A 22998-nucleotide genomic window follows, 5' to 3' on the forward strand; every position below is an offset into this window, starting at 1 on the left:
TATGGAAAAAGACCCCTCATTCAATGTGCTTGGTAGCACGCTTGCGCCCTGTTCAACGGAGCCGATGACCGGTTTTTTCCGTAACGGAGCCTGCGACACCTGCGCCGCCGATACCGGCAGCCATACGGTTTGCGCCGTGATGACGGATGAGTTTTTGGCTTTTTCAAAATATGTCGGTAATGACCTGAGCACTCCGCGTCCTGAATATGGGTTTGCGGGCCTCAAATCCGGGGATCAGTGGTGTCTTTGCGCCAGCCGGTTCCTGCAAGCGCACGAAGAAGGCTGCGCACCGCAAGTGAACCTGCATGCGACACATGTCCGTGCGCTGGATATCGTGCCGATCGACGTCTTGCGCGAATATGCCGTGATTTTGGATTAAGTGCTGATCAACCTACGGGTTGAAAGCGCGGTTTTCCCCCGCCAGAGTGATCGCACTGGCCCATGATTGTTGCTAGATCGGACCAAACAGCATTTGGAGCAGCCAAGATGAAACATTCCCTTGCCATAGCCGCCTTGATCATTAGCCTAGTACCGTCTTTGGCCATCGCGCAGGACGCGTTTGACGATGCCACTGGCGCTTATGTATTGGCGCAAAACCGCGATTATACGGACGTCATCGGCGGCCTGCAGGCAACCAATTACGACATCGAGGATGTGTCCACGACCCTTTTGGGCCGGACCATGATCGTTGCCAATAACGGCCTGCATCGCCGCGAAATCGTGGTCAGCCGCGCCACTGGTGAAATCCTGTCTGACGTGCTGCTTGATATGCCCATTGATGACGATGCCGCCGCCCTGCAGGCCGCGATGGCCGCGGGTAGTGAGCCTGTTCCCGAAGATGATGGGATCAGTTTTGACATCAGCGGATCGGTTACGGTTGGGATCAACAGCGGTTCTGGCGCTTATGGCAGTGGCTCAGTCAGTGCCAGCCAGGACAATATCGGCGGGTCCGGCGTGGACGCGACGGTGACGTATTCGCGTGGGTTTGACTAAACCCAATGCGCCGCCCGACATCCCAAAAACAGATATCCCTCGTCTTTCTAGGATGTCTGACGGCCTTTCAAATACTCTGCGCCGGGTTTTTCGTGGCCGAGTTTTTGACTGAAGTCCTGGGCCTGCGCCATTGGGCGCTGCCCTTTGTCTGGCGGGAAATACTACAGATCCTGGCGAGTCTCGGGCTGGTGATCGGTTCGGTCACAGCTATCCTTTTGCTTCGCCAGATGCGGCGGCGCATGAACGATGTGGACCGGCAATTGCGCGCGGCCTCGGGCGCGTTTGGCGACGTGATGACCGAGTTCTTTGACGAATGGTCCTTATCCCCGTCCGAACGGGATGTCGCCATGTTCGCCTTGCGCGGTTATTCCAATAGCGAGATCGCGGATTTGCGCGGCAAAAGCGAAGCAACCGTCAAAACGCAAATCAATGCAGTGTTTCGCAAAGCCGATGTCACTAGTCGGGCGCAGCTGATGGGGCTGTTTGTCGATGCGATCATGTCGGAGGCGCCGCAAAAGACAGCGCCAAATGCGGTCCCCGCGGCCGCATAGTCGCAAAAGTCTGCACCATTGAAATGCTCACTCAGATGTGGATTTCGGTGGTTTTTGGAGCAGCGCCTCATCAAGCAATGCGTTGGTCTTCCGCCCCATATTATACAAGAACAGGAAATATGCCCCTAGCAATATCGGGAAAATACCAATCAGGAATTTCAACAAGGACAAGCCAAGCAACACAAAGGCCCCGCCGACGACCAATAACCAGTTTTTAAGCGGCTCACGATAGGTATTGCCGGTGGTGTAGTTATGCATGCCCATCACAACAAGTTCTGAGTTGCGGGAAGCGCCGGCGACTGCAACCTCATCGCCATCTGCGACGCTGGCCGAAATCGGTGTGACAACGGGCGTTCCGTCGACCCGAAAACTCATCCATTTGTCAGAGCGGACACGCCCCCCGCGTCCACGGATTTCGGTCGACTGGTTCACATGGGACACTGTCCCAGAGAGTGATGAATACTTCATATTTTGTTGCGCTCCATCTTATTTTGGCACGCTTTGCCAGCAATCAATCAGTGGCGCGCCCATCGCGGCGCAAACAGTCTTAAACACGTGGCACAAAACAGATCATAACAACGACGATACGCAAGCCGCGCCAAAAACACCCTTCATTATATGGATTTTTGATATCAATTCCGGGCCCAGCCCGCAATAACCCACCCGAGGTTCCCCCCGGATGGGCCGTTTTTAGTCACGCAATTTGGCCACGTCGCCCAAAAGGCCTGCGGTGCCGTTATGCACGGTCAGCCGCTCGACCTTGCCTGCGATCACCTCGAGCGCTTCAAGCTCTTTGAGCCGCAGCATCACGGGGTTTTCGGCCATCACCTTGGCTGTGTTCAACAGCGACCGGGTGGCGTTGGTTTCTTCGCGGCGCCGGATCACGTTGGCCTCTGCCTCTTTTTCGGCAGCGACCACCGCGGTCAGGATATCGCGCATCTCGCCCGGCAGGATCACGTCCTTCAACGCGATTGCCCCGACTTCGACCCCCAAGGTGGCCATTTCTGCACGGACCGCATCAGCGGCCTCGGCATCCACAGCGACCTTATCGGCCAAGAGCGCATCGAGGGTCAGTGCCCCCAATGTCCGGCGAAAGGCCAGACCCAGTGCCCGGTGCAACGCTTCTTCAAAGTCGCGGACCTTGGTGACGGCTGTCACAGGGTCCACCACCCGAAAGTCAGCGGCGAGGTTCACCCGCAACGTGACACGGTCACGCGTCAGGATCTCATGCCCGGTGACGTCATGGGACCGCAGACGCATATCCACATGTTTGACCGCCACGCGCGCGCCCGCGTTCCAGAACATATGCGCCCCGGATGCCAGCACAGTGGGGTTGGCCCCATCGAGGGTCATAACACCCACATGACCTTCGGCCACCTCGGCTGCGGTCATGAGCGATGTCAGGCGCGCCCGCATCAACCGTTTGGCCAGATCATCGGGTACACGGACATCGGCCGCCACATCATGCCGGGTCACATCGAAGGGCCCTGCATCAGCCCACAAATGCATCCGGCTATCAGGTGCAAGTGCCGTGAAAAGACGCCCCTCGCGCATGACGACCGCCACCTCGTTTGCGTCCGTGCGCAATTCGACAAGGTGCTTTGCCGCCAAATCAGGTGCATCCCGCAACAGCGCATCCACGTTTCCGCCCGAGAAGATCGCCGAAGTCAGCTTGTGCTGTTCGACAACATCGTCGCGTTTGATCCGGTGTTCGCCAGCGCCCAGCATATCAACGGTACGCCCTTTACGCGTCAGGATGGCCCGGTCATTTTCTGTCAAGACCAGCCGACGATGGCCAGTCAGTGTATCAAATATCCGCAACATGATGTTTTCTCCTTATATATCTTGCGGTTAACGTCGGTGTCGCAATGCGATCTCCTTTGAGGGTTTGGTGGGTTGCATCCAGAATGGATGACAGGTGTGAAAGATATCCGGGGCCGCCCCGCGCCATGCCCGTTCAGGGGCAGACAAGAGAGCGGACAGCCAAGGCCAAGGGCGCGGTCGTGGATGATCGAAATCACCGCTGACCGGACCCAAAGCCGTGGATGCCATCACCTGCCGCCGCCAAACCAGCAGAGCAGTGATGACCAGTCGTTTTCCGACAGCAGTGCCATCGAAAGCGGGCAGATCACCCCTGCTGAGGCAACCCCGGATACCCACTTGAAAGACGTTTGGAAGACGTCTGAGAGAGGAGTCGAACCTCAATGCTTTCGCATTTACCGTGGTTTCAATGGCGGGAATCGAACCCGCTACAGATAGATTAAAAGTCTATTGCTCTACCAAATGAGCTACACTGAGTGGTGCCTTTAAGGGCATCCCAGATGACATTTCGGCCCTGGCATACGGGGCTGGCAGCGCCGCCCGCACCGGCAGAGTGATCACCTCTGGCCGCTAGGGTCCGATCCGTCTGATTGGGAGGCGTTGAATAGGCGAAAGGGCTGGATTCGCTCAACAGAGAACATGCGCAGTCGAGGACAGCTGTGGCGAAGACGCAACAAAATTACCCACTTGCGCAACAAACGAAAAGCCCGCTGCGCAGAAAACGCGGCGGGCACCAGTTGACCACGGGTCAGCTTTGCAATTGTTTCAAATCACAGCGCCCTATTCAGAGGACATATCGAAGCCAAGATGTTTGGCCACGGTGAAAATGTCTTTGTCCCCGCGACCACACATATTCATCACCAACAGATGGTCCTTGGGAAGCTCAGGCGCAATTTTCATCACATGGGCCAGGGCGTGCGAGGGCTCAAGCGCGGGAATGATCCCTTCTTGCGCGCAGCAAAGTTGGAATGCCTCAAGCGCTTCGACATCTGTAATCGCGACATATTTGGCCCGCCCGATATCATGCAGCCAAGCATGTTCTGGCCCGATCCCGGGGTAATCCAGCCCTGCAGAGATGGAAAATCCTTCAAGGATTTGCCCCACATCATCCTGCAAAAGATAGGTCCGGTTGCCGTGCAAAACGCCCGGCCGTCCGCCTGTGAGCGAGGCGCAGTGTTCCATCTTTTGGTTGACGCCTTTGCCGCCAGCCTCAACCCCGATGATGTTCACCTCTTTATCGTCGAGGAATGGGTAGAACAGCCCCATCGCATTGGAACCGCCCCCGATGGCCGCAATAATCGTATCGGGTAGACGCCCTTCGGCGGCCTGCATCTGCTCACGGGTTTCCTTGCCGATGATGGCTTGGAAATCACGTACCATTGCAGGGTAAGGGTGCGGACCAGCGACAGTCCCGATGCAGTAAAACGTATCACGCACATTGGTCACCCAGTCGCGTAGCGCGTCGTTCATTGCGTCTTTCAATGTACCGCGCCCGGATGTGACCGGCACCACCTCGGCCCCAAGAAGACGCATGCGGAACACGTTAGGTGCCTGCCGTTCGACATCATGCGCGCCCATATAGACCACGCATTTCAACCCGAATTTGGCGCAAACGGTGGCCGTCGCCACGCCGTGCTGCCCCGCCCCGGTTTCAGCGATGATCCGGCTTTTGCCCATGCGCCGGGCCAGAATAATCTGTCCCAGTACATTGTTGATCTTATGCGCGCCGGTGTGGTTCAGCTCATCCCGTTTGAGGTAGATCTTGGCGCCGCCCAAATGATTGGTCAGCCGTTCGGCAAAATAAAGCGGGCTGGGACGGCCGACATAATGCGTCCAAAGATCATGCATCTCTGCCCAGAAAGTTTCGTCCGTCTTGGCGTGCTCATATTGCTGCTCAAGCTCAAGAATAAGCGGCATCAGTGTTTCCGAAACAAAACGCCCGCCAAAATCGCCAAAACGCCCCTTTTCATCGGGACCGGTCATAAAGCTGTTAAAGAGATCATTGGCCATCAGAACACCTGCTAGTTTGCGCCCGCCAGCAGTACCGTCTTCGTCGGCAATGGTAAATCCCAGATGCGGGGATCGGGTTGCGTCAAATGTCGCGGACCGCAGCCATGAATGCCGCGATCAGCTTGGGGTCTTTGACACCAGGTGCAGATTCGACTGCAGATGACAGATCCAGCTGCTGCGCGCCCGTTACCGCGACCGCCTCGGCCACATTCACCGGATCAAGCCCGCCCGCCAGCATCCAAGGCACCGGCCAGCGGCGCCCCGCGATCAGCGTCCAGTCAAACCGCGCACCGTTGCCACCGGGCAGTTTGGCGTCTTTGGGCGGCTTGGTATCCACAAGAATTTGGTCGGCCACGGCGGCGTAGCTGTCGATTAATACCAGATCATCCGGGCCTGCGACACCAACGGCCTTCATTACCGGCAGCCCGTACCGCGCCTTGATTTCCGCCACCCGCGCGGGCGCCTCGGATCCGTGTAGTTGGATCATGTCCAGCGGTACAGTGTCCAAGATGCGATCAAGCAGCGCATCGTCAGGGTTCACCACGAGCGCGACTTTCGCTACGCCCGCAGGCACACCGGCCGCAAGTTTTGCCGCATCCGCAACACTGATGTGACGTGGGGATTTTTCGAAGAAAACAAAGCCGATATAGGCCGCGCCCGCCTGAACAGCCGCATCAATGGCCGCCGCATCGCGCAGCCCGCAAATCTTGACCCGCATGTCAGTGGCCATCAGCCTGTCTTTTCAAGCAATGCCAGCACGTCATCATCGTCTTTAGCGCCGGCGGCAGCCCCTTTGAGCTGGTCAACTTCGCGTTTGAGCCGTTCGACCTCACGCGCTTTGACGCGCCTTTCGGCGCGCATCCGGCTTTCGCGCAGCCATTCCCACAAGAAGCCAATTAACAAACCCGCCCCGACGCCGATGAATAGCACGACGTAAAGCGGCAGATCGATATCTGGTGAAATCCCAAACAAATCACCAAGCGCGACAGGCATCGCGCGCAGTGTGACATAGCTGCTATTTGCCAGCCCAACGAGCACAAGCAAAACAAGGATGATGCCCCAAAAGGCGTAACGGATCGTTTTCATGGGTCTGTCCTATCGCAAACGGCCAGGGAAATGAACCAGAATTCAGTTCCCGTTCAAGCGATCACGCAAGAGTTTCCCCGTCTTAAAGAAAGGAACGTGTTTTTCTTCGACATCGACAGATTCGCCTGTACGGGGGTTCCGGCCGACGCGTTGATCCCGCTTTTTGACCGAGAACGCGCCAAAACCACGCAGTTCGACCCGGTCACCATTCGACATCGCAGTCGTGATTTCTTCAAAAATGGTATTTACGATTTTCTCGACATCGCGTTGATAAAGATGCGGGTTTTCATCGGCGATTTTCTGAATCAATTCGGAACGGATCATAATTTTGGCCTCCCGCCAGTAATCTAACACTTAACACGCAGTTCTTCTTGCCTTTCAGCGACTATAGGCAGTTTGGTGCCATGGTGAAATAGCAGGAATCCCCACTTTCGCGTCAAAATCAGGGCAGATTTCGAATAATTCGCTGTGTTTTGATGGGATTACCGCAATCAAGGGGCATCGGCCAAACCATGCTCGCCTGTTTTGACAGCTTGCGATTCGGGTCACAGTTTCGAAGGGTTCGCCGTGGACATACCCTGCCTTTTTCGACGTTGCGTTCAGCAAATGGACATAGAAAAGGCCCCACCGCATGAATGCGATGGGGCCCAATGTTGCTTCGAACTCAGTTCGGGTCTTTAGTCGTCGCCCTTCAGAGCTGCACCAAGGATATCGCCCAAGGATGCGCCGCTGTCAGAGGAACCGAATTGCTCAACCGCTTCTTTTTCTTCTGCGATCTCACGCGCCTTGATCGACAGACCCAGCTTGCGGGTCTTGCTGTCGATATTGGTCACGCGCACGTCGACCTTGTCGCCAACGCCGAAACGCTCTGGACGCTGCTCGGCACGGTCACGGGACAGGTCAGAGCGACGGATGAAGGATTTTGCGCCTTCATAATCCACCTCGATGCCACCATCTTCGATCTTGGTGACTTCAACGGTGATAACCGAACCACGCTTGACGCCGCCAACAGCCTCGGCGAACGGATCACCGTCCAGGGCTTTGATCGACAGGCTGATACGCTCTTTTTCCACGTCAACTTCAGCAACCTTGGCCTTGACCACGTCACCTTTGCGGAAATCACCGATGACGTCTTCGCCGCGGCCTTCCCATGTCAGGTCAGACAGGTGCACCATGCCGTCGATATCACCTTCAAGGCCAACAAACAGACCGAATTCGGTGATGTTTTTGACTTCGCCTTCAACTTCAGTGCCTTCAGGGAACTGCTCGGCGAAGACTTCCCATGGGTTGCGCTGTGTCTGCTTCAGGCCAAGGGAAACGCGGCGCTTGGTGCTGTCGATTTCCAGAACCATGACTTCGACTTCCTGAGAGGTCGACACGATCTTGCCGGGGTGGACGTTTTTCTTGGTCCAAGACATCTCGGAGACGTGTACCAGACCTTCAACACCCGCTTCCAGCTCAACAAATGCACCATAGTCGGTGATGTTGGTTACGCGGCCCTGATGAACCGAACCAAGGCTGAACTTGGCTTCAACAGCATCCCAAGGATCGTCCTGCAGCTGCTTCATGCCCAGGCTGATACGGTGAGTTTCTTTGTTGATCTTGATGACCTGCACCTTGATCGTTTCACCAATTGTCAGGATCTCGGATGGGTGGTTGACCCGGCGCCATGCCATGTCAGTCACGTGCAACAGACCGTCAACACCGCCAAGGTCAACGAACGCACCGTATTCGGTGATGTTCTTGACGACGCCGTCAACTTCCTGGCCTTCGGTCAGGTTGCCAATGACTTCGGCGCGCTGTTCGGCACGGGATTCTTCAAGGATCGCACGGCGGGAGACAACGATGTTGCCGCGGCGGCGGTCCATTTTCAGGATCTGGAATGGCTGCTTGAGACCCATCAATGGGCCCGCGTCACGCACTGGGCGGACATCAACCTGAGAGCCTGGCAAGAACGCCACAGCGCCACCAAGATCGACGGTAAAACCACCTTTGACGCGGCCAAAGATCGCGCCATCGACGCGTTCTTCGTCGGCATAGGCTTTTTCCAGACGGTCCCAGGCCTCTTCGCGGCGGGCCATTTCGCGGGAAATGACGGCTTCGCCTTTGGCGTTCTCAACCTGGCGCAGAAACACTTCAACAGTGTCGCCAACGGCCAGTTCGGGGTCTTCGCCTGGGTTTGCAAATTCTTTCAGCTCAACGCGGCCTTCCATTTTGTAGCCTACGTCGATGATGGCTTGGCCCGCTTCAATTGCGATGACTTTGCCTTTGACAACAGACCCTTCGCTGGGCGTGTCCATTTCGAAGCTTTCATTCAGGAGCGCTTCAAACTCTTCCATTGTGTTAGCCATTTGGCGTCGTTTTCCTAACGTTTGGTTTATACGGGCCGAGCGGTTGTCTCCGCCGGTCTTTGGATAAATGCCCATCAAAGATGAGCGGGGTTTCATTGGTCTGGCGTCACCCACGGACATAAAATAACAGGGCCGGTATAGTACCGACCCCGCTCAAGTCTCACGCCCGCGCCTGTCTCGACGCTTCGACAAGGCCGCGTATAAGGCCCCGCGCCCCTTAAGACAAGGGGTTTTGACGCCTATGCCACGGCCTTCATGGGATGTCCTTGTCCGCCGCTTTGTTCGACCTCAAAGACGGCGACCATTTCCATCATGGAGCGCGATCCGTTGCTCAGCTCATGCGCCAATTCGGAAGTTTCATTGACCACGGCGGCATTTTCCTGCGTGCTGCGATCAAGATCGGTGATAGCCGAACGGATTTCATCAATAGCGGTCGCTTGGTCGCTGGCCTTGGCCGAAATGTCTGCAATCTGGTTGCCGAGTTGATCAATCGATTCGACGATCTCGCCAATGGATTGACCCGCTTGCTGTGCCTGCTCCACGCCAAGCGAGATTTCCTCTGAACTTGTCGCGACCAAGGTCTTGATGCTGGACGCGGACTCCGACGTGCGCTGCGCCAGCGCCCTGACCTCTGAGGCAACGACAGCAAAACCGCGCCCGTGCTCACCCGCCCGGGCAGCTTCGACACCTGCGTTCAAAGCCAACAAATTGGTTTGAAACGCAACATCATCGATCAGTGTTACGATATCCGAGATACTCATTGAACTGTCGCGAATACCGTTCATCTTTTCGACTAAGCCAGTCACAACTTCCTGACCCTTACGTGCGTGCATATTTGCGGTATCTGAGATTGATTTGGCATCATGCGCGATCTGCGCCGTGCTCGATAGCGCGTCCGACACCACGGAAATAGAGGCAGTGGTTTCCTCAAGCGTCGCAGCATTATTTTGTGACCGGCGGGACGATTGATCTGACGAAGCGCTGAGCCGGCCTGCCGCTTGCTGTACTTCTCTGGCCCGTCCTTGGATCGCTTGGATGGTCGCATTCAGCTCACTTGCTGTGCGGGCGACATCGTCGCGCAATTTGCCAAACGCACCTTCACCATCACCGCCCATACGAACGGTGAGGTCACGGTTGGACAGCCCTTCAAGCGCGCGTATGGTTTCCTTCAAACCGGTATCGACCGCCACCATCAGACCGTTGACAAGATTACGCAGATTATTCCGCTCATCCGCTGCATCACCCTCAATCTGAACACGCCCTGAGAAATCACCGTGCTTTGCCTTTTCCATGACGACTGACAGATCCTCAAGCAACCGCGCCCGTTCTTTCGTGATACCCAAGAACACCTCAACAGTGTCGACCATTTGACGCACCTCGGTCGTGTTAGAACGCGGCAAATGAACGTCCGTGCGCCCCTGCGCTACAGCAGTCAATGCGCTGACCATCCCCGAGAGCGGGCGCCCGATAATCATGTAGATGCTGATCATCAAGGCCAATGCAACCGCACCGGCCGTCGCCAAAAACGCATTACGCAGAAAACCGGTCAAAGCCGCCGCTGATCTGAGATATTCTGACTTATCCCAAACGACCACAAGTTCGCCAACCAGCGTGGCGTTCTCACCCGCCCCCAAGATAATTGGCGCACGCACTGACATGAAGCTGCCTTGAATCTCGGTGGTCGGCTCTAGTGAAAAATCCGGTGCAGACATCGCAGGGATATCGCTGGCAACCTGATCCTCGGCCACCAAATTGGCGACCTCAACACCTTCGACATGCGTAACGCGCAAGGCTGCCGCATCCAGTGAAGGATCTTGCAAAAGCGCGTTCAACTGGGGCTCAATCATCGCCGCACGTTTTAGACGCGTTCCCGTGTTAATTTGGTTGGAAATGAAGCCGGTGATTTCGATCGACTTTTTGGCGAAATCATTCTCCAAATTCAATTGGATTCTGTTATTGGCCGTCGACAACAGAACTGCCATACAGGCGCCAAGTACCAGCGTGGTGACCAAAACCGAACGCGTAATAACCGACTTCATAAACTTCATTTTACGGCCCTCAAAAATATTAACGGCACACCATGATGAGTGCTGTTCCTTCGATTGCCCACTCGCTGTAACACGCGTAGGTGTACTCAACTTCTGTGTCGTAGTGGTACCATTCCAACATCGCGTCATCGCGCATATCCGCTGCCGCAACGATCCGAGGCCACATTGGCTCGCCCGTCAAATCCTCAACCTCAGTATAGGCTGCAGCAAGCAATTCAGGCTCTCGGTTATCGCCGACGATAATACCGTCCTCAAACAGGTGAATCCCCAAGGTTGATGTCGAAAACGGTTGGGAAGGGTCGTGCATTGCGTCAATCCCAGCGTCTACGCCGCCGGTTTGCACGATCGCGGACAATTGACCCGCGATATCTTGTGATTGTTCCTTTGTACCAAAATCGCTTGCCACGGCCACCGAGCCGCAAGACAACAACAGACTTACGAAAGTTATCAGTCGCTTCATCATCATACCTCCTACAAAGCTTGATGATGGCTACGCACCAAAATTTAATATTCGGTCTACGACGTCCAAACTCGTTCGAATTTGCGATACTTTGGCTTAGGATTGCAGCAATCCCTGCTTGGCATAAGAGGCAAGCGCGATCATGCGCTAAATAGCGTCCAGCGCCTTCTGTACTGCTGCGAAATAGGCACCAACCTGCGCGCCATCCACAAGCGCGTGGTGGACTTCCAGCGTCATCGCCATGTCCCAGCGCCCGTCTTGTTCGACGAATTTGCCCCATGACACGCGCGGGATGCAGTCATCCGGGCCCGGCAAGGCATTATTCATCGACGTGTAATCAAGCCATGGCATACAGGACAGATAGGCCAAATCATCCCGTTCACCGCTATTGGCGTTCAACGGCCCACCGCGTGCGGCCTGCGCAATCAACGACTGGGCCTGAGCATCAAATGCTGCGAAACCCGCCAAATAAGGCACATACGCATAATTGAAAGACCCCGCATCTGTCGGCACCGACATCGAAAGCGTGACCATGTCATAACGTAAGACCTGATCGCCGCGAAAACGCATCAACAGCTCGGGCACCGCATGCAGGCCGGTGCCAATCGCATAAAGGCAGGCGCGATAGGCCGAAACGCCCTCGGCTTTGCGGGCCCTCAGATGCGTTACATCCAGCCGCGATGTCACCGCATAATGCGGCTTTTCATAACTGCGAAAGAACCGGAACTGCGCGGCGCGCGGCCACGTAGATTGATCAACAATGTGATGGGCCATGGACGTATCATGTCAGATATCCTGACCGCGCTCCAGCAATTCTTCGATCAACTCGCGTTGCAGATTGCCACTGTCACCAGCGCCAAATTGGCCCGCGCCGCTGGTGTAAAGCGTGCCATAGGTCTTGGCCACATTCACTGTCTGCGCCAGGCCAGAGATCAGCTGGTCGCGCTCCAGCTCTTTGAAAGGATGAATGAATATTCCCCAAAGGCGGCCCTGGGCCACAGCATAGCGCGCATCCAGGGCACTATCGAAATTGGCCTGCATGACGCGCAGCATTTCCTCGGGTGTCATCCCCTCGGCCGAGCGGATCGGCACCATTGCCCGCATCCGGTTGGCCCTGACATCCGTCACAATCAACACAGGGATATCATCAATGGAAAACTCAAAACCTGCGCCTGCGATCCGGGCATCGGGGTCAAGCGCCTGCACGATCTCTGCCATGCGTGGCAGGGTCATATGCGGCTCTGCCTCTTGGGCAGGCAAGCTGATAGGAAATAAGATGGCGATCAGGGCGAGGATACGGATCATGGGGCAAACTCCTTTGCACCCACGCTGCCCCAAAACAGTGCAGTTTGCCTATGCAAGCTTTAGTGAGTTTCTGAAACGCGGCTGATGACAGCGACCGCACGGGCCACCGCATCGTCGATCGCCATATCGGTTGTGTCGATCAAAACAGCATCTGGTGCAGGGATCAGGGGGGCCGTGTCACGGCTGCGGTCCCGTTCGTCACGTTTGCGCACATCGGCCAGAACGCTGTCATAGGTCAGCGACATGCCTTTATCCGAAAGCTCTTTGAAACGCCGCATAGCCCGGCATTCGGGGCTGGCGGTGACGAACAATTTCACATCTGCCTGGGGACAAATCACTGTTCCGATATCGCGGCCATCCAGCACTGCCCCGCCGGGGCGCGTGGCAAAACTGCGTTGAAAATCCGTCAGGGCCGCCCGCACCTGCGGATCCACCGCGACCTCACTGGCTGCCTGCGCCACTTGCGGGGTGCGCAATTGATCCCCCTCAAGGTCTTTGGGATCAAGCTGCTGCGCTGCGATTAGCCGGTCAGCGCCTGCCAGAACCTTGGCCCCCACCGCACGGTAAAGCAGCCCGGTATCCAAATGCGCAAAACCAAAATGCATTGCCACAGCCTTGGAGATCGTGCCCTTACCCGCCGCTGCAGGCCCATCAATTGCGACAGTGAAAGTCACCAAATGCTCCTCAAAAGATGCGCAAAGCGGGGCCAGATTGCAGACATCCGACACCAAGGGGCCGCCCATGCGCATCACATTGCTTCACCCACCGCATACATCCATCGGAAGCCGTATTCCACGCGAAAATCTACCGCCGTTCGGCCTGCTTTGTATTGGTGGGCCGTTGATTGACGCAGGGCACAGTGTGAACTTGATCAACGCTGATATCGGGCCGATGACATCGGCCCAAATCATCACAGCCATTATCGACAGCGCACCAGAGGCCGTTCTGATCGGGCATTCCGGGTCAACCTCGGCGCATCCGGTGGTGGTCAGGCTTGCGACAAGGATCAAGGCAGTATTGCCGGATGTGGCGATCATCTATGGCGGGGTTTGGCCCAGCTACCACTGGGCCGAAGTGCTGAATGAATGCCCTGCAATTGATGTGATCGTGCGCGGTGAAGGCGAGATGACCGCGCCAAAATTAATGGCCGCGCTGGGACAGGACCTACGAAGGATCAATGGTATCGCTTATCGGCGCGGCGGCACACCCTATGCCACGGCGTCCGCCCCGATGGTCCAAGACCTGGATGCAAACCGGATCGGATGGGAGCTGGTCGATATAACCCAGCACGGGTATTGGGGCGGTAAGCGATCAGTAATCATGCAATTTTCCCGAGGCTGCCCGCATCTTTGCACCTATTGCGGGCAGCGGGGCTTTTGGACACGGTGGCGGCACCGGGATCCTGTGAAATTCGCAGCCGAGATCGCTTGGCTGCATCGCACATATGGGGTTGAGCTGGTCAATCTGGCGGATGAGAACCCGACCACCTCGCCCAAAGCATGGCGCGCTTTTTTGGATGCCATGATCGCAGAGAACGTCCCAGTTCAAATCATTGGCAGCACCCGCGCCGATGATATCGTGCGCGACAAAGATATCCTGCATCTTTATCGCAAAGCCGGGGTCATCCGCTTTTTGATGGGGCTGGAAGGCACCGATGAAGCAACGCTTGAGGCTGTGAAAAAGGGCGGCAGCCGTGCCAAGGATCGACAAGCGATCCAACTGCTCCGGGCGCATGGGATCATTGGATTATGCACATTTGCAGTCGGGTTTGAGGAAGAAACAGATCGCGACTATTGGCGTATTCTCAAGCACTTACTAGTCTATGACCCAGACCAGATCATGTCGGTTTACGCGACACCGCACCGCTGGACCCCCTTTTTCGACAAGGTGAAACATCGGCGCATTATCGACGCGGATCTGCGCAATTGGGACTACAAGCATCAGGTCATAGAGGTCCCCGCCGTCCCCGCCTGGCGTGTGTTTCTTTGGGTCAAACTGATTGAGATTTGCCTGCAAGCCCGGCCCAAAGCGCTTTATCGCAGCTACCTGCATCCAGATCCTGATCTCCGGCACGCGATGCGTTGGTATACCGCAATGGGCCGCCGGGTCGTCCTGCGCGAGATATACCATTGGCTGCGCCACAAACGGCGGCCTGGGATATCCGTCGGTGCATTCCTGGGGCAAGACCGGCTCGAGGAACATGCATTGGCACTGCCCCAAAAGACCAAATCACGCGGCCGCGTCTAAACGCCCTCTTTGATCATCTGGCGAATTTTCACAGCCTTTTCAAAATGATCCAATTCATGGGTTTTAATCCACCATTCGGCAGCTTCCATCAGCAAAGCGGGATCGTCATTCTTATTGGCAAAGAAAGCATAGAAGGACAGACCGACGCCCTCGCCTTTCTTGGCGATCTTATCATTGCAGATGGCAATGGCCTTGGTTCTAAGGGATTGGCGCATTTGTGATAGTAGACCCTAGCTTGGCAGCGTTCCGTTCAGCACATAGGTCAGAATATCAACCACTTGCTGCGGTTCAGTGACAACTGCAAGGGCGGCGGCGTCGACCTCTTTGAGCGCATGTTGATGATCATCGCCATGCATGACGATCAACGATTTGCCCAAAGCCGCCGCATAGCCCGCATCAAAGGCGGCATTCCACTGTTTGTACTTTTCGCCGAAACGAACAACGACAATATCGGCCATCTCGATCCCGTGGCGGGTGCGGATAGCGTTCAGCTTGGCGCCCTTATTATCGTGCCAGAACTTATTCGGCTCATCACCCATGATGGCCACACCGCAATCATCCGATGCAGCATGATCAGTGACGGGCCCGGTAAAATGCACGTCCAGACCTTGTGCGCCGGTCGTGATCTGTTCGCGCCAATCGGTATGGATTTCACCGGAAAGATAGATTGTCAGCGTCATCAGGCAGCTCCTTTAATTCAGTTGCGTCGCAAAATAGACCTTGTCGCCATCACGGCCAGTCTCGGTCCAGCCATGGCGGCGGTAAAAACCCTGCGTGCGGGTCATGCCACAATGGGTCACAAGGTGCACCTGCCCGTGACCGGCAGCCTTGGCAGCGGCCAAGGCCTGGGCGATCAGTTGCGGACCAACCCCCTGCCCGCTGGCATCAGGATGGACCGCGAGATTTGCAATATAGGCCCGTTTACCAAGAACCAAAACGACACCACCGCGTAAGGTGCCGTCTACTTCAGCAACCCACACATTGTGATCGGCGATGTCCGCATCGACACCTTCGGTTACCGGGGGCAGTCCCAGATGTTGAAACGGCGCATAGGCCGCTGCGTAACAACCGGTCAGGGCCGGAACGTCAGCAGAGGCGGCCTTGCGGATGATCAAGCTCACCCGCGCAGCGTCCCGCCAGTGGCCTTTGTGACCTTTTCGACAATCTTGGCGCTGACCGCCTCGATATCCGCCTCTTTCAGGGTCTTTTCAGTGGGTTGCAGGCGGACCGTGACGGCAAGCGATTTTTTACCTTCACCCAACGCGCCGCCGATAAATTCGTCAAAGACGCGCACATCAGCGATCAGTGCCTTATCGGCGCCCGAAGCCGCATTGACCAAGGTCAGCGCCTCAACTTGCGCATCGACGACAAAGGCAAAATCACGCTCAACCGCTTGCAGATCAGTTGCAGCAAGCGCTGTGCGGGTGGTGCTTTGCTTCTTCGGTTCAGGCACTTCGCCAGGCCAGATGGTAAAGGCCACGGCAGGGCCTTTGATATCCATTTCGCGCAGGATTTTGGGGTGCAATTCACCAAAGACGGCCAGGACCTTTTTGGGGCCAAGGCAAATCTTACCATGGCGACCAGGATGCCACCAATCTGCAGCGCCGCGCAAAATTTGGACCTTGGCCGGGGCGCCTATCGCTGTCAGCACGGCCTCGGCGTCGGCCTTGGCATCGTAAAGATCAACCGGCCGCGCAGCACCATGCACATCTTTCGGCCCGGTGCGTCCGATCAACAGACCCGAAACAAGCATATGCTGCTCGCCCGGCTCACCGCCATGAAAACCCGCACCGACCTCAAACAAGGCCATATCCATAAAGCCGCGCGCCTGATTGCGGGCTGCAGCACGCAAAAGCCCCGGCAGCAAGCTTGGCCGCATATGCGACATCTCTGAGCTGATCGGGTTTTCAAGCATCGTCGCGTCGTCACCGCCACCGAACAAAGCTGCGGCTTGGGCATCAATAAAGCTGTAAGTGACGCATTCATTATAGCCCAGCGCAGCAGCAGTGCGGCGTGCGGCCTGCTGACGGGTTTGCGCGATAGTCAAAACCGGCTTGGGCACGCCTGCATCCAGGCGCGGCAGGGGTTTGCCTTCCAACTGGGTCAGCGACGCCACGCGCGCGACCTCTTCCACCAGATCAGCCGTGCCCTGAACATCAGGTCGCCAGGATGGGACATGGGCCAAATCGCCGTCCATCTCAAACCCGAGCGCCGTGAGCGTCGCGCGCTGGGTCTCGGCCGGAATTTCCATACCCACCAGCGAAGAACAGCGGGCGGTGTCCAGCTTATAGGACCGGGCCGTATCTGGTACGGCACCCGCAACGATCACTTCAGAAGCTTCGCCGCCAGCATGATCAACGATCATTCGCACAGCATGTTCCAGCCCAACTGGGGTAAATTCCGGATCAACACCGCGCTCAAACCGGTACCGCGCATCCGAATTAATCTTGAGCGCGCGCCCCGCATAGGCGATCTGCACCGGATCCCAATAGGCGCTTTCAACAAAGACATTCACGGTCTCATCGGTACAGCCAGTTGCCGCCCCGCCCATGATACCGGCGATGCTTTCGGGGCCAGTATCATCAGAGATGACCATTTGTCCCTTAAGGAAGGTGTATTCCTTGTCATCGAGCGCGATCAGGGTCTCGCCGCCTTTGGCGCGATGAACCCGCAGATTGCCATTGACCTTATCAGCGTCAAAAACGTGCAGCGGCCGGTTCAGATCGTAGGTGAACCAGTTGGTCACATCGACGAGGAAACTGATCGGGCGCAGGCCGATGGCGCGCAGCTGTTGTTGCAGCCAATCGGGGCTAGGTCCGTTTTTGACGCCCTTGATCAGGCGGCCATAGAAAACCGGGCAACCATCCCGCGTATCATCATCAATCGAGACCTTCAGATCGGTCGTGAAAGACGGCGCAACCGGATCGACGCTAAGCGATTTCAGCACGCCAATGCCGCGGGCGGCCAGATCACGGGCAATGCCATGCACACCCAGCGCATCGGGGCGGTTGGGTGTGATCGCGATCTCAATCACCGGATCGACTTTGGAGGGGTCATTTGCGCCCAGCCAATCGGTAAAGCTTTGCCCGACCTCGCCTGATGGCAGCTCAATGATGCCGTCATGTTCGTCTGACAGCTCCATCTCGCGCTCAGAGCACATCATACCGTAGCTTTCGACGCCCCGGATTTTGCCGACCCCAATCGTGGTGTCGATACCAGGCACATAAGTTCCGGGGGAGGCGATGACGACGGTGATCCCTGCACGCGCATTGGGCGCACCGCAGATGATCTGCGTCGGGCCATCCTTAGTGTCGACCTGGCAAATTTTCAGCTTGTCCGCATCGGGGTGCTTTTCGGCCTGGGTCACCTTGCCGATGGTGAAATCGGCCAGCCGTTCAGCCGGGTTTTCGATGCCTTCCACCTCAAGCCCCAGATCGGTCAGCGTATCTGCGATCTCGGCAACCGAGGCGTTCGTGTCGAGGTGGTGCTTTAGCCAGGAAAGGGTGAATTTCATCAGTCAGGCCCATGGTTCAGATAAGTTGATCCGGGCTTAGCGGATTACAGAGATAGGGGAAAGAGCCGGGGCGCGATCTTGCCCTTCAAACCGGGCTTTGCCGTTAACTAGCTCACTAAAATCAATCTTGCTCAAACAAATTTGTATCGTATTAGAGACAATATTGAAGCTTCACATATCAGGGGGCGGCACAATGACAGGCTTAAAATATATCGGAATAGCGTTGATACTTGCGGTTGTAGCGGCCTTCATCGCGCTGGACTTTGACCCGTTTGGCGAAAACGGGCCTGGCCTGACGTTGTTCTCAACAGCTAATATGTGCACGGACCCAGAACTGAAAGAATATGTCTTCTGGCCGTTCTCCTGCGACGAATTTAATCAGATCAAGGTTGTCGATTTTGGCGGCTCGGGGCCGATCAGCTCGCGCGACAAAATCCACGAGCTTAATCGAAACACCGATATCGTGCATATCGGCCAGTAGCTGATATCGACTACACACCACCATGCAATGTCGGAACGTCCAGCGCGCTGAAACCGTAATGGCGCAGCCACCGCAAATCCGAATCGAAGAAGGCGCGCAGATCAGGGATACCGTATTTCAGCATGGCAATCCGGTCGATCCCGACGCCAAAGGCAAAGCCTTGCCATTGATCGGGGTCAATCTTGGCCGCTTGCAGCACTTTGGGATGCACCATACCGCTGCCAAGCACCTCTAGCCAGTCATCGCCCTCGCCGACTTTCAACTGCCCATCAACCCATGAACACTGGATATCGACCTCAGCCGAGGGTTCGGTGAAGGGGAAGTGCGAAGCGCGAAAGCGCGTTTTGACCTTGGCGCCGAAATAGGCGCTGAAAAACTCTTCGAGCACCCATTTCAGGTTCGCCATGCTGATATCCTTATCGATAGCGAGTCCTTCGACCTGGTTGAACATCGGCGTATGCGTCTGGTCGTAATCGGCGCGATAGACGCGGCCAGGGCAAATGATGCGCAAGGGCGCGCCCTGCGCCTCCATGCTGCGGATCTGCACGGGGCTGGTATGGGTACGCAACACATGCGGCGGGCGGTTATCGCCTTCGCGCCGGTGGGTGTAGAACGTGTCCATTTCCGCCCGGGCGGGATGGTGGCCAGGGATGTTCAGCGCGTCGAAATTGTACCAATCGCTTTCGATCTGCGGACCTTCGGCAACAGAAAAGCCCATTTCAGCAAAGATCGCCGTGACCTCTTCGGTGACCCGGCTAATCGGATGGATGGTTCCTTGTCCGCGCCCGCGCGCGGGCAACGTCACGTCCAGCCATTCGGTGCGCAGACGTTCATCCAGCGCCGCATCCGCAAGGGCCGCTTTTTTGGCCGCCAGCGCGCTGTTGATCTCGTCCTTCAGCGCATTCAGCGCGGGTCCCGCGACTTGGCGTTCCTCGGGGGTCATCTTGCCCAGCTCGCGCATTTTTAGGCTGATCTCGCCTTTTTTGCCAACGGCCTGCACGCGCAGGTCCTCAATCGCCGTCTCATCCGCGGCATCAGCAATCAAAGAGAGATATTTTGCTTTCAGATCGTCCATGGCACTGCCCTTTTTGTCCGGTCCCCTGCTAACGCGGCTACGAAGGCCTTGCAAGCCAAGGGTGGTTAAGGGTTTACGTAACGTTAACCATTACGAATTAGGTTTTTTGGATGGGCGACACGAGGATACTTGCTGCGCTTTTTGAACAAACGCGTCCATTGCTTGATAACGCGTCCAAATCGGACGTGTCTTTGCCCGTTTCTTTTCTAGATGATCTGTACATGTCCCGGGATACTGAGGACCTGCTGCTTATCTATTCCAAATGGTGCCGCCGTCTGACCAAGTCGGATCGATGCTCGGTCTCGCTTGATGACGGGGCCGATGCGGTCGTCAAACACGCGCTGGACAGTGATTTTGCTTACGGCAACGGGATCCGGCATGATGTGAACAACACCGCGGTGGGTGAAGTTTTTCAGTCCTGTGAAACGGTCTTTATCCCTGATCTGTCAGAAATCTATCTTGAGGACACACAGCAAGTGTCGGCGATGGGGTATCGCGCTGCCATTCTGGCCCCGATCGTCACCGGCAGCCGCAGCTTTGGCACCCTTGCCAGCAGCTATCGCGAGCTGCCTTGCGATACCGGCATCCTTCTGGTTCTTACGCAGGCGATTGCGCGCTGTCTTGCTACGCAGCTTTTGGTCATCAAGCAGATGGAAAACCTTAATGAGATGGCACAGACCGACGCGCTGACAGGTGCCAAAAACCGGCATTTCCTGATGAAGCAACTCGGCCCCCTATGGGAAGGTTGGCGCAAAAGCGCAGCACCGTTTTGTTATGTATCCATCGATATCGACCATTTCAAACGGATCAACGATGCGCATGGTCATGATGTCGGCGACGCTGTTCTGTGTGAGATCGTGCGCCGCCTACAATCGGTGTCCCGCCAAGGCGATCATGTTGTGCGCACCGGCGGCGAGGAGTTTGGGATCATCCTGCGTGACTTGCCCTTGGCGCAGGCCATTCCGATCACCAGACGTCTCAAGGCCGCCGTCACCGCCAAGCCATTTGATGTGGGTGACACCGCCCTTGATGTGACAATCAGTGTTGGGCTGGCAAATGTCACAGATGATGACCGGGGTATCGATGATGCGCTCAAACGCAGTGATGCAGCGCTCTATCACGCCAAGAAGGTGGGGCGCGATCTGATCGTCGTTTCAAAAGAAAACGAATTCTTCCCGCAGGATGAGGTCTTGACCTAGAGCATTTTGCGTCGGAACGGGATCGCAAATCGCTGCCTCTCCCTGCGGTCGAACGCAATTTGCGATGCGGGTGGCTCAGATAAAACGCAGAACGTTTTAACAGCGCGATAGACAAGCCAGCATTTTCAGCTTGGCCTAATCTTGGCGATCTCCGCCCGAAAATAGGCAAGGGTCACAGTCGCGCGGTTGCCAGCGACGCCGTGATATTTGGAACGCCCCGAGGTCGAAGGCAGCCCAGCCCAGATTGCAGCCAGATTATTCATGAACCGTTCCTGACTGAGTTGACCGGCCATGAAGTCGGCGAAACCAGCATCATCCAATAACACGTCAGCCAGACGGTCCTGCATTGCGGGGCTGAAGCGATCTTGCGGGCGCGCACCGACCTGATGGACAACGCGGGCCAAGGTATCGGGAATGAATTGATAACGGCCAATGGCATGCGGCTGGCCAGGGGTGGCTTCGATCCATGCAAAAATCTCAGCAAGAGTCATTTGGGTGGGCGGTTTCGTGGGTTTGATCCGGGCACCGTGCTGGACCGCATCATAACCGTCACGCGGCGATTCGGCCTGACCGATGATGTACCGCAAATGCTGGACGGCATTTGTATTCCGCCCAAACAGGCCCAGCGCAGGCGGCGCAAAGAAGGTGCCGTCAGACCGGCCGGCAAACAGGCTGGCGCCGCCCTGCATCGGCGTCTGCGCATCATCACCGCCAAGCAACGCATCGCGGCTCTGCGCGAAACCCGCCCCCAAAAGCGAGGCGGTTTCAGACCAGCACAGGGCGGGCCAGGCAAGAAACACACAACATATGATCCACCGAACCAACTCCATGATGATCGGTATCGATCAAATTCGTTGCGTTTTCGTTTCGCATTACGCGAAAGACACAAAAAAGGGCCGCGTCAGCAATCTGACGCGGCCCTAATATCATTAACTGGACCGGCGATCAGGCCATTGCAGCCTTGGCTTTGCCAACAATGGCAGCAAATGCCTCAGGCTCGTTCACGGCCAGGTCAGCCAAAACTTTCCGGTCAACTTCGATACCGGCCAGGTTCAAGCCATTGATAAACTTCGAATAGTTCAGTGTTTCATCAACCGAACGCACACCGGCGTTGATCCGCTGGATCCACAAAGCGCGGAAGTTGCGCTTGCGGTTGTGGCGGTCACGGGTTGCATATTGGTTGGCTTTGTCGACGGCCTGCTTGGCGACCTTGAAGGTCTTGGAGCGGCGATCGTAATATCCTTTGGCAGCGTCGAGAACTTTCTTGTGCCGACGGTGCGTGACGGTTCCACCTTTAACGCGCATATCAAATTCTCCTTATTTTGCGTAGGGCATCATAGGCTTGATGATACCTTCATCAGCCTTGCACAGGGTTGTTGTGCCGCGTGCATTACGCAGGAACTTGTTGGTGCGCTTGATCATACCGTGGCGCTTGCCCGCCTGGGCCGCCACGACACGGCCGGAGGCCGTCGTTTTGAACCGCTTTTTGCAGCTCGACTTTGTCTTCATCTTCGGCATTTCCGTCTCCATCTTTTGGTCGGTCGGACGCGACGCCTCGGCATGCCATATCGGCCGGACGCGCGGGTTAGGTGGCGGCGTATAGGACGCATTGCGCTATCGCGCAAGCACTATTCGTTCAAAAAACGCCCTATCACAGTGAGGATCGTGTCATCGATTGTCGCCAGACTATAGGCGCCCGGGTTCATGATAATTGCATAGTAAATCATGGCACCGCCAATCAGGAAAACCACGATCGCGCGGGTCGGCCTACGCTTTTCCGCATAAGCCCCCGCAAAAGACGGTATCCCAAAGGCGACAACAAGCAGCCCCAGCACAAAGATAATGTCAAATTCCACG

General features: G+C 56.4%; 27 protein-coding genes and 1 tRNA gene. 6 read left to right on the forward strand and 22 right to left on the reverse strand.

Annotated elements, in window-relative coordinates; genetic code table 11:
* Position 1: 1 nt before the first annotated feature.
* From AABB29_RS01255 to AABB29_RS01265, 3 genes are all read left to right on the forward strand, one after another.
* Positions 2 to 379 carry a DUF2237 domain-containing protein gene (locus AABB29_RS01255; RefSeq protein ID WP_341368668.1) on the forward strand — a complete coding sequence of 126 codons (378 nt, stop codon included), beginning with the start codon at positions 2 to 4 and terminating at the stop codon, positions 377 to 379.
* Positions 380 to 486: 107 nt separating this feature from the next.
* Entirely contained in the window at positions 487 to 993 is a 507-nt protein-coding gene (locus AABB29_RS01260; protein WP_341368667.1) for a hypothetical protein, read from the forward strand.
* A gap of 5 nt (positions 994 to 998) precedes the next feature.
* Positions 999 to 1544 (forward strand): helix-turn-helix transcriptional regulator, encoded by a 546-nt coding sequence (locus AABB29_RS01265; RefSeq protein ID WP_341368666.1) that lies wholly within the window; start codon positions 999 to 1001, stop codon positions 1542 to 1544.
* 27 nt (positions 1545 to 1571) lie between these two features.
* Here the strand turns inward: AABB29_RS01265 and AABB29_RS01270 are convergent, their stop codons facing one another.
* The 13 genes from AABB29_RS01270 to AABB29_RS01330 form a co-directional block, all read right to left on the reverse strand.
* Complete coding sequence (locus AABB29_RS01270) at positions 1572 to 2012, reverse strand: hypothetical protein (protein ID WP_341368665.1); 441 nt, start codon at positions 2010 to 2012, stop codon at positions 1572 to 1574.
* A 222-nt stretch (positions 2013 to 2234) separates the two neighbouring features.
* Complete coding sequence (locus AABB29_RS01275) at positions 2235 to 3368, reverse strand: slipin family protein (RefSeq protein ID WP_341368664.1); 1134 nt, start codon at positions 3366 to 3368, stop codon at positions 2235 to 2237.
* A 398-nt stretch (positions 3369 to 3766) separates the two neighbouring features.
* Positions 3767 to 3842, reverse strand: a tRNA-Lys gene (locus AABB29_RS01280).
* Positions 3843 to 4145: 303 nt separating this feature from the next.
* Entirely contained in the window at positions 4146 to 5375 is a 1230-nt protein-coding gene (trpB, locus tag AABB29_RS01285; RefSeq protein WP_341368663.1) for a tryptophan synthase subunit beta, read from the reverse strand.
* 82 nt (positions 5376 to 5457) lie between these two features.
* Complete coding sequence (locus AABB29_RS01290) at positions 5458 to 6105, reverse strand: phosphoribosylanthranilate isomerase (RefSeq protein WP_341369028.1); 648 nt, start codon at positions 6103 to 6105, stop codon at positions 5458 to 5460.
* Positions 6105 to 6461, reverse strand: coding sequence for a LapA family protein (locus AABB29_RS01295; protein WP_373636728.1), 357 nt, complete (start codon positions 6459 to 6461; stop codon positions 6105 to 6107). Before AABB29_RS01295 ends, AABB29_RS01290 begins: the two co-directional genes overlap by 1 nt.
* A gap of 42 nt (positions 6462 to 6503) precedes the next feature.
* Positions 6504 to 6785, reverse strand: coding sequence for an integration host factor subunit beta (ihfB, locus tag AABB29_RS01300; RefSeq protein WP_341368662.1), 282 nt, complete (start codon positions 6783 to 6785; stop codon positions 6504 to 6506).
* 353 nt (positions 6786 to 7138) lie between these two features.
* Positions 7139 to 8812 carry a 30S ribosomal protein S1 gene (gene rpsA / locus AABB29_RS01305; RefSeq protein WP_341368661.1) on the reverse strand — a complete coding sequence of 558 codons (1674 nt, stop codon included), beginning with the start codon at positions 8810 to 8812 and terminating at the stop codon, positions 7139 to 7141.
* A gap of 239 nt (positions 8813 to 9051) precedes the next feature.
* A complete protein-coding gene (locus AABB29_RS01310) occupies positions 9052 to 10860 on the reverse strand; it encodes a methyl-accepting chemotaxis protein (RefSeq protein WP_341368660.1) in 1809 nt (602 codons plus the stop codon).
* Between the two features lie 19 nt (positions 10861 to 10879).
* Positions 10880 to 11326: a hypothetical protein gene (locus tag AABB29_RS01315; protein ID WP_373636729.1), complete on the reverse strand. Its 447-nt coding sequence runs from the start codon at positions 11324 to 11326 to the stop codon at positions 10880 to 10882.
* 141 nt (positions 11327 to 11467) lie between these two features.
* Positions 11468 to 12094, reverse strand: a complete 627-nt coding sequence (locus AABB29_RS01320; RefSeq protein WP_341368658.1) for a CatA-like O-acetyltransferase — start codon at positions 12092 to 12094, stop codon at positions 11468 to 11470.
* 12 nt (positions 12095 to 12106) lie between these two features.
* Positions 12107 to 12625 carry a hypothetical protein gene (locus AABB29_RS01325; protein WP_341368657.1) on the reverse strand — a complete coding sequence of 173 codons (519 nt, stop codon included), beginning with the start codon at positions 12623 to 12625 and terminating at the stop codon, positions 12107 to 12109.
* A 59-nt stretch (positions 12626 to 12684) separates the two neighbouring features.
* Positions 12685 to 13299 (reverse strand): d(CMP) kinase, encoded by a 615-nt coding sequence (locus tag AABB29_RS01330; RefSeq protein ID WP_341369027.1) that lies wholly within the window; start codon positions 13297 to 13299, stop codon positions 12685 to 12687.
* A gap of 67 nt (positions 13300 to 13366) precedes the next feature.
* Here AABB29_RS01330 and bchE point away from each other — a divergent pair, with 67 nt between their 5' ends.
* Complete coding sequence (gene bchE, locus AABB29_RS01335) at positions 13367 to 14872, forward strand: magnesium-protoporphyrin IX monomethyl ester anaerobic oxidative cyclase (RefSeq protein WP_341368656.1); 1506 nt, start codon at positions 13367 to 13369, stop codon at positions 14870 to 14872.
* On the opposite strand, the gene AABB29_RS01340 is transcribed toward bchE, so the two are convergent.
* Genes AABB29_RS01340 through pheT form a run of 4 tightly spaced genes read right to left on the reverse strand, consistent with a single transcriptional unit; the run spans position 14869 to position 18386 of the window.
* Positions 14869 to 15087: a DUF6500 family protein gene (locus AABB29_RS01340; RefSeq protein WP_341368655.1), complete on the reverse strand. Its 219-nt coding sequence runs from the start codon at positions 15085 to 15087 to the stop codon at positions 14869 to 14871. The genes bchE and AABB29_RS01340 overlap by 4 nt on opposite strands.
* 15 nt (positions 15088 to 15102) lie before the next feature.
* Positions 15103 to 15552 carry a YtoQ family protein gene (locus AABB29_RS01345; protein ID WP_341368654.1) on the reverse strand — a complete coding sequence of 150 codons (450 nt, stop codon included), beginning with the start codon at positions 15550 to 15552 and terminating at the stop codon, positions 15103 to 15105.
* 12 nt (positions 15553 to 15564) lie between these two features.
* Positions 15565 to 15993: a GNAT family N-acetyltransferase gene (locus AABB29_RS01350; protein ID WP_341368653.1), complete on the reverse strand. Its 429-nt coding sequence runs from the start codon at positions 15991 to 15993 to the stop codon at positions 15565 to 15567.
* Positions 15990 to 18386 carry a phenylalanine--tRNA ligase subunit beta gene (gene pheT, locus AABB29_RS01355; RefSeq protein ID WP_341368652.1) on the reverse strand — a complete coding sequence of 799 codons (2397 nt, stop codon included), beginning with the start codon at positions 18384 to 18386 and terminating at the stop codon, positions 15990 to 15992. The genes AABB29_RS01350 and pheT overlap by 4 nt, the downstream gene beginning before the upstream one ends.
* 193 nt (positions 18387 to 18579) lie before the next feature.
* Here pheT and AABB29_RS01360 point away from each other — a divergent pair, with 193 nt between their 5' ends.
* Positions 18580 to 18867: a hypothetical protein gene (locus AABB29_RS01360; RefSeq protein WP_341368651.1), complete on the forward strand. Its 288-nt coding sequence runs from the start codon at positions 18580 to 18582 to the stop codon at positions 18865 to 18867.
* Positions 18868 to 18877: 10 nt separating this feature from the next.
* On the opposite strand, the gene pheS is transcribed toward AABB29_RS01360, so the two are convergent.
* Positions 18878 to 19942 (reverse strand): phenylalanine--tRNA ligase subunit alpha, encoded by a 1065-nt coding sequence (gene pheS, locus AABB29_RS01365; RefSeq protein WP_373636730.1) that lies wholly within the window; start codon positions 19940 to 19942, stop codon positions 18878 to 18880.
* Between the two features lie 110 nt (positions 19943 to 20052).
* Here pheS and AABB29_RS01370 point away from each other — a divergent pair, with 110 nt between their 5' ends.
* Positions 20053 to 21141 carry a diguanylate cyclase gene (locus AABB29_RS01370; protein ID WP_373636731.1) on the forward strand — a complete coding sequence of 363 codons (1089 nt, stop codon included), beginning with the start codon at positions 20053 to 20055 and terminating at the stop codon, positions 21139 to 21141.
* Between the two features lie 125 nt (positions 21142 to 21266).
* Here AABB29_RS01370 and AABB29_RS01375 read toward each other — a convergent pair whose 3' ends face one another.
* From AABB29_RS01375 to AABB29_RS01390, 4 genes are all read right to left on the reverse strand, one after another.
* A complete protein-coding gene (locus tag AABB29_RS01375) occupies positions 21267 to 21941 on the reverse strand; it encodes a hypothetical protein (RefSeq protein ID WP_341368649.1) in 675 nt (224 codons plus the stop codon).
* A gap of 145 nt (positions 21942 to 22086) precedes the next feature.
* Positions 22087 to 22446 (reverse strand): 50S ribosomal protein L20, encoded by a 360-nt coding sequence (gene rplT, locus AABB29_RS01380; RefSeq protein WP_341368648.1) that lies wholly within the window; start codon positions 22444 to 22446, stop codon positions 22087 to 22089.
* Between the two features lie 12 nt (positions 22447 to 22458).
* Complete coding sequence (gene rpmI, locus AABB29_RS01385) at positions 22459 to 22659, reverse strand: 50S ribosomal protein L35 (RefSeq protein WP_341369026.1); 201 nt, start codon at positions 22657 to 22659, stop codon at positions 22459 to 22461.
* Positions 22660 to 22769: 110 nt separating this feature from the next.
* Complete coding sequence (locus tag AABB29_RS01390; protein ID WP_341368647.1) at positions 22770 to 22997, reverse strand: hypothetical protein; 228 nt, start codon at positions 22995 to 22997, stop codon at positions 22770 to 22772.
* Position 22998 lies beyond the last annotated feature (1 nt).

This window comes from Yoonia sp. BS5-3, assembly GCF_038069655.2.
Classification (GTDB): Bacteria; Pseudomonadota; Alphaproteobacteria; order Rhodobacterales; family Rhodobacteraceae; genus Yoonia; species Yoonia phaeophyticola.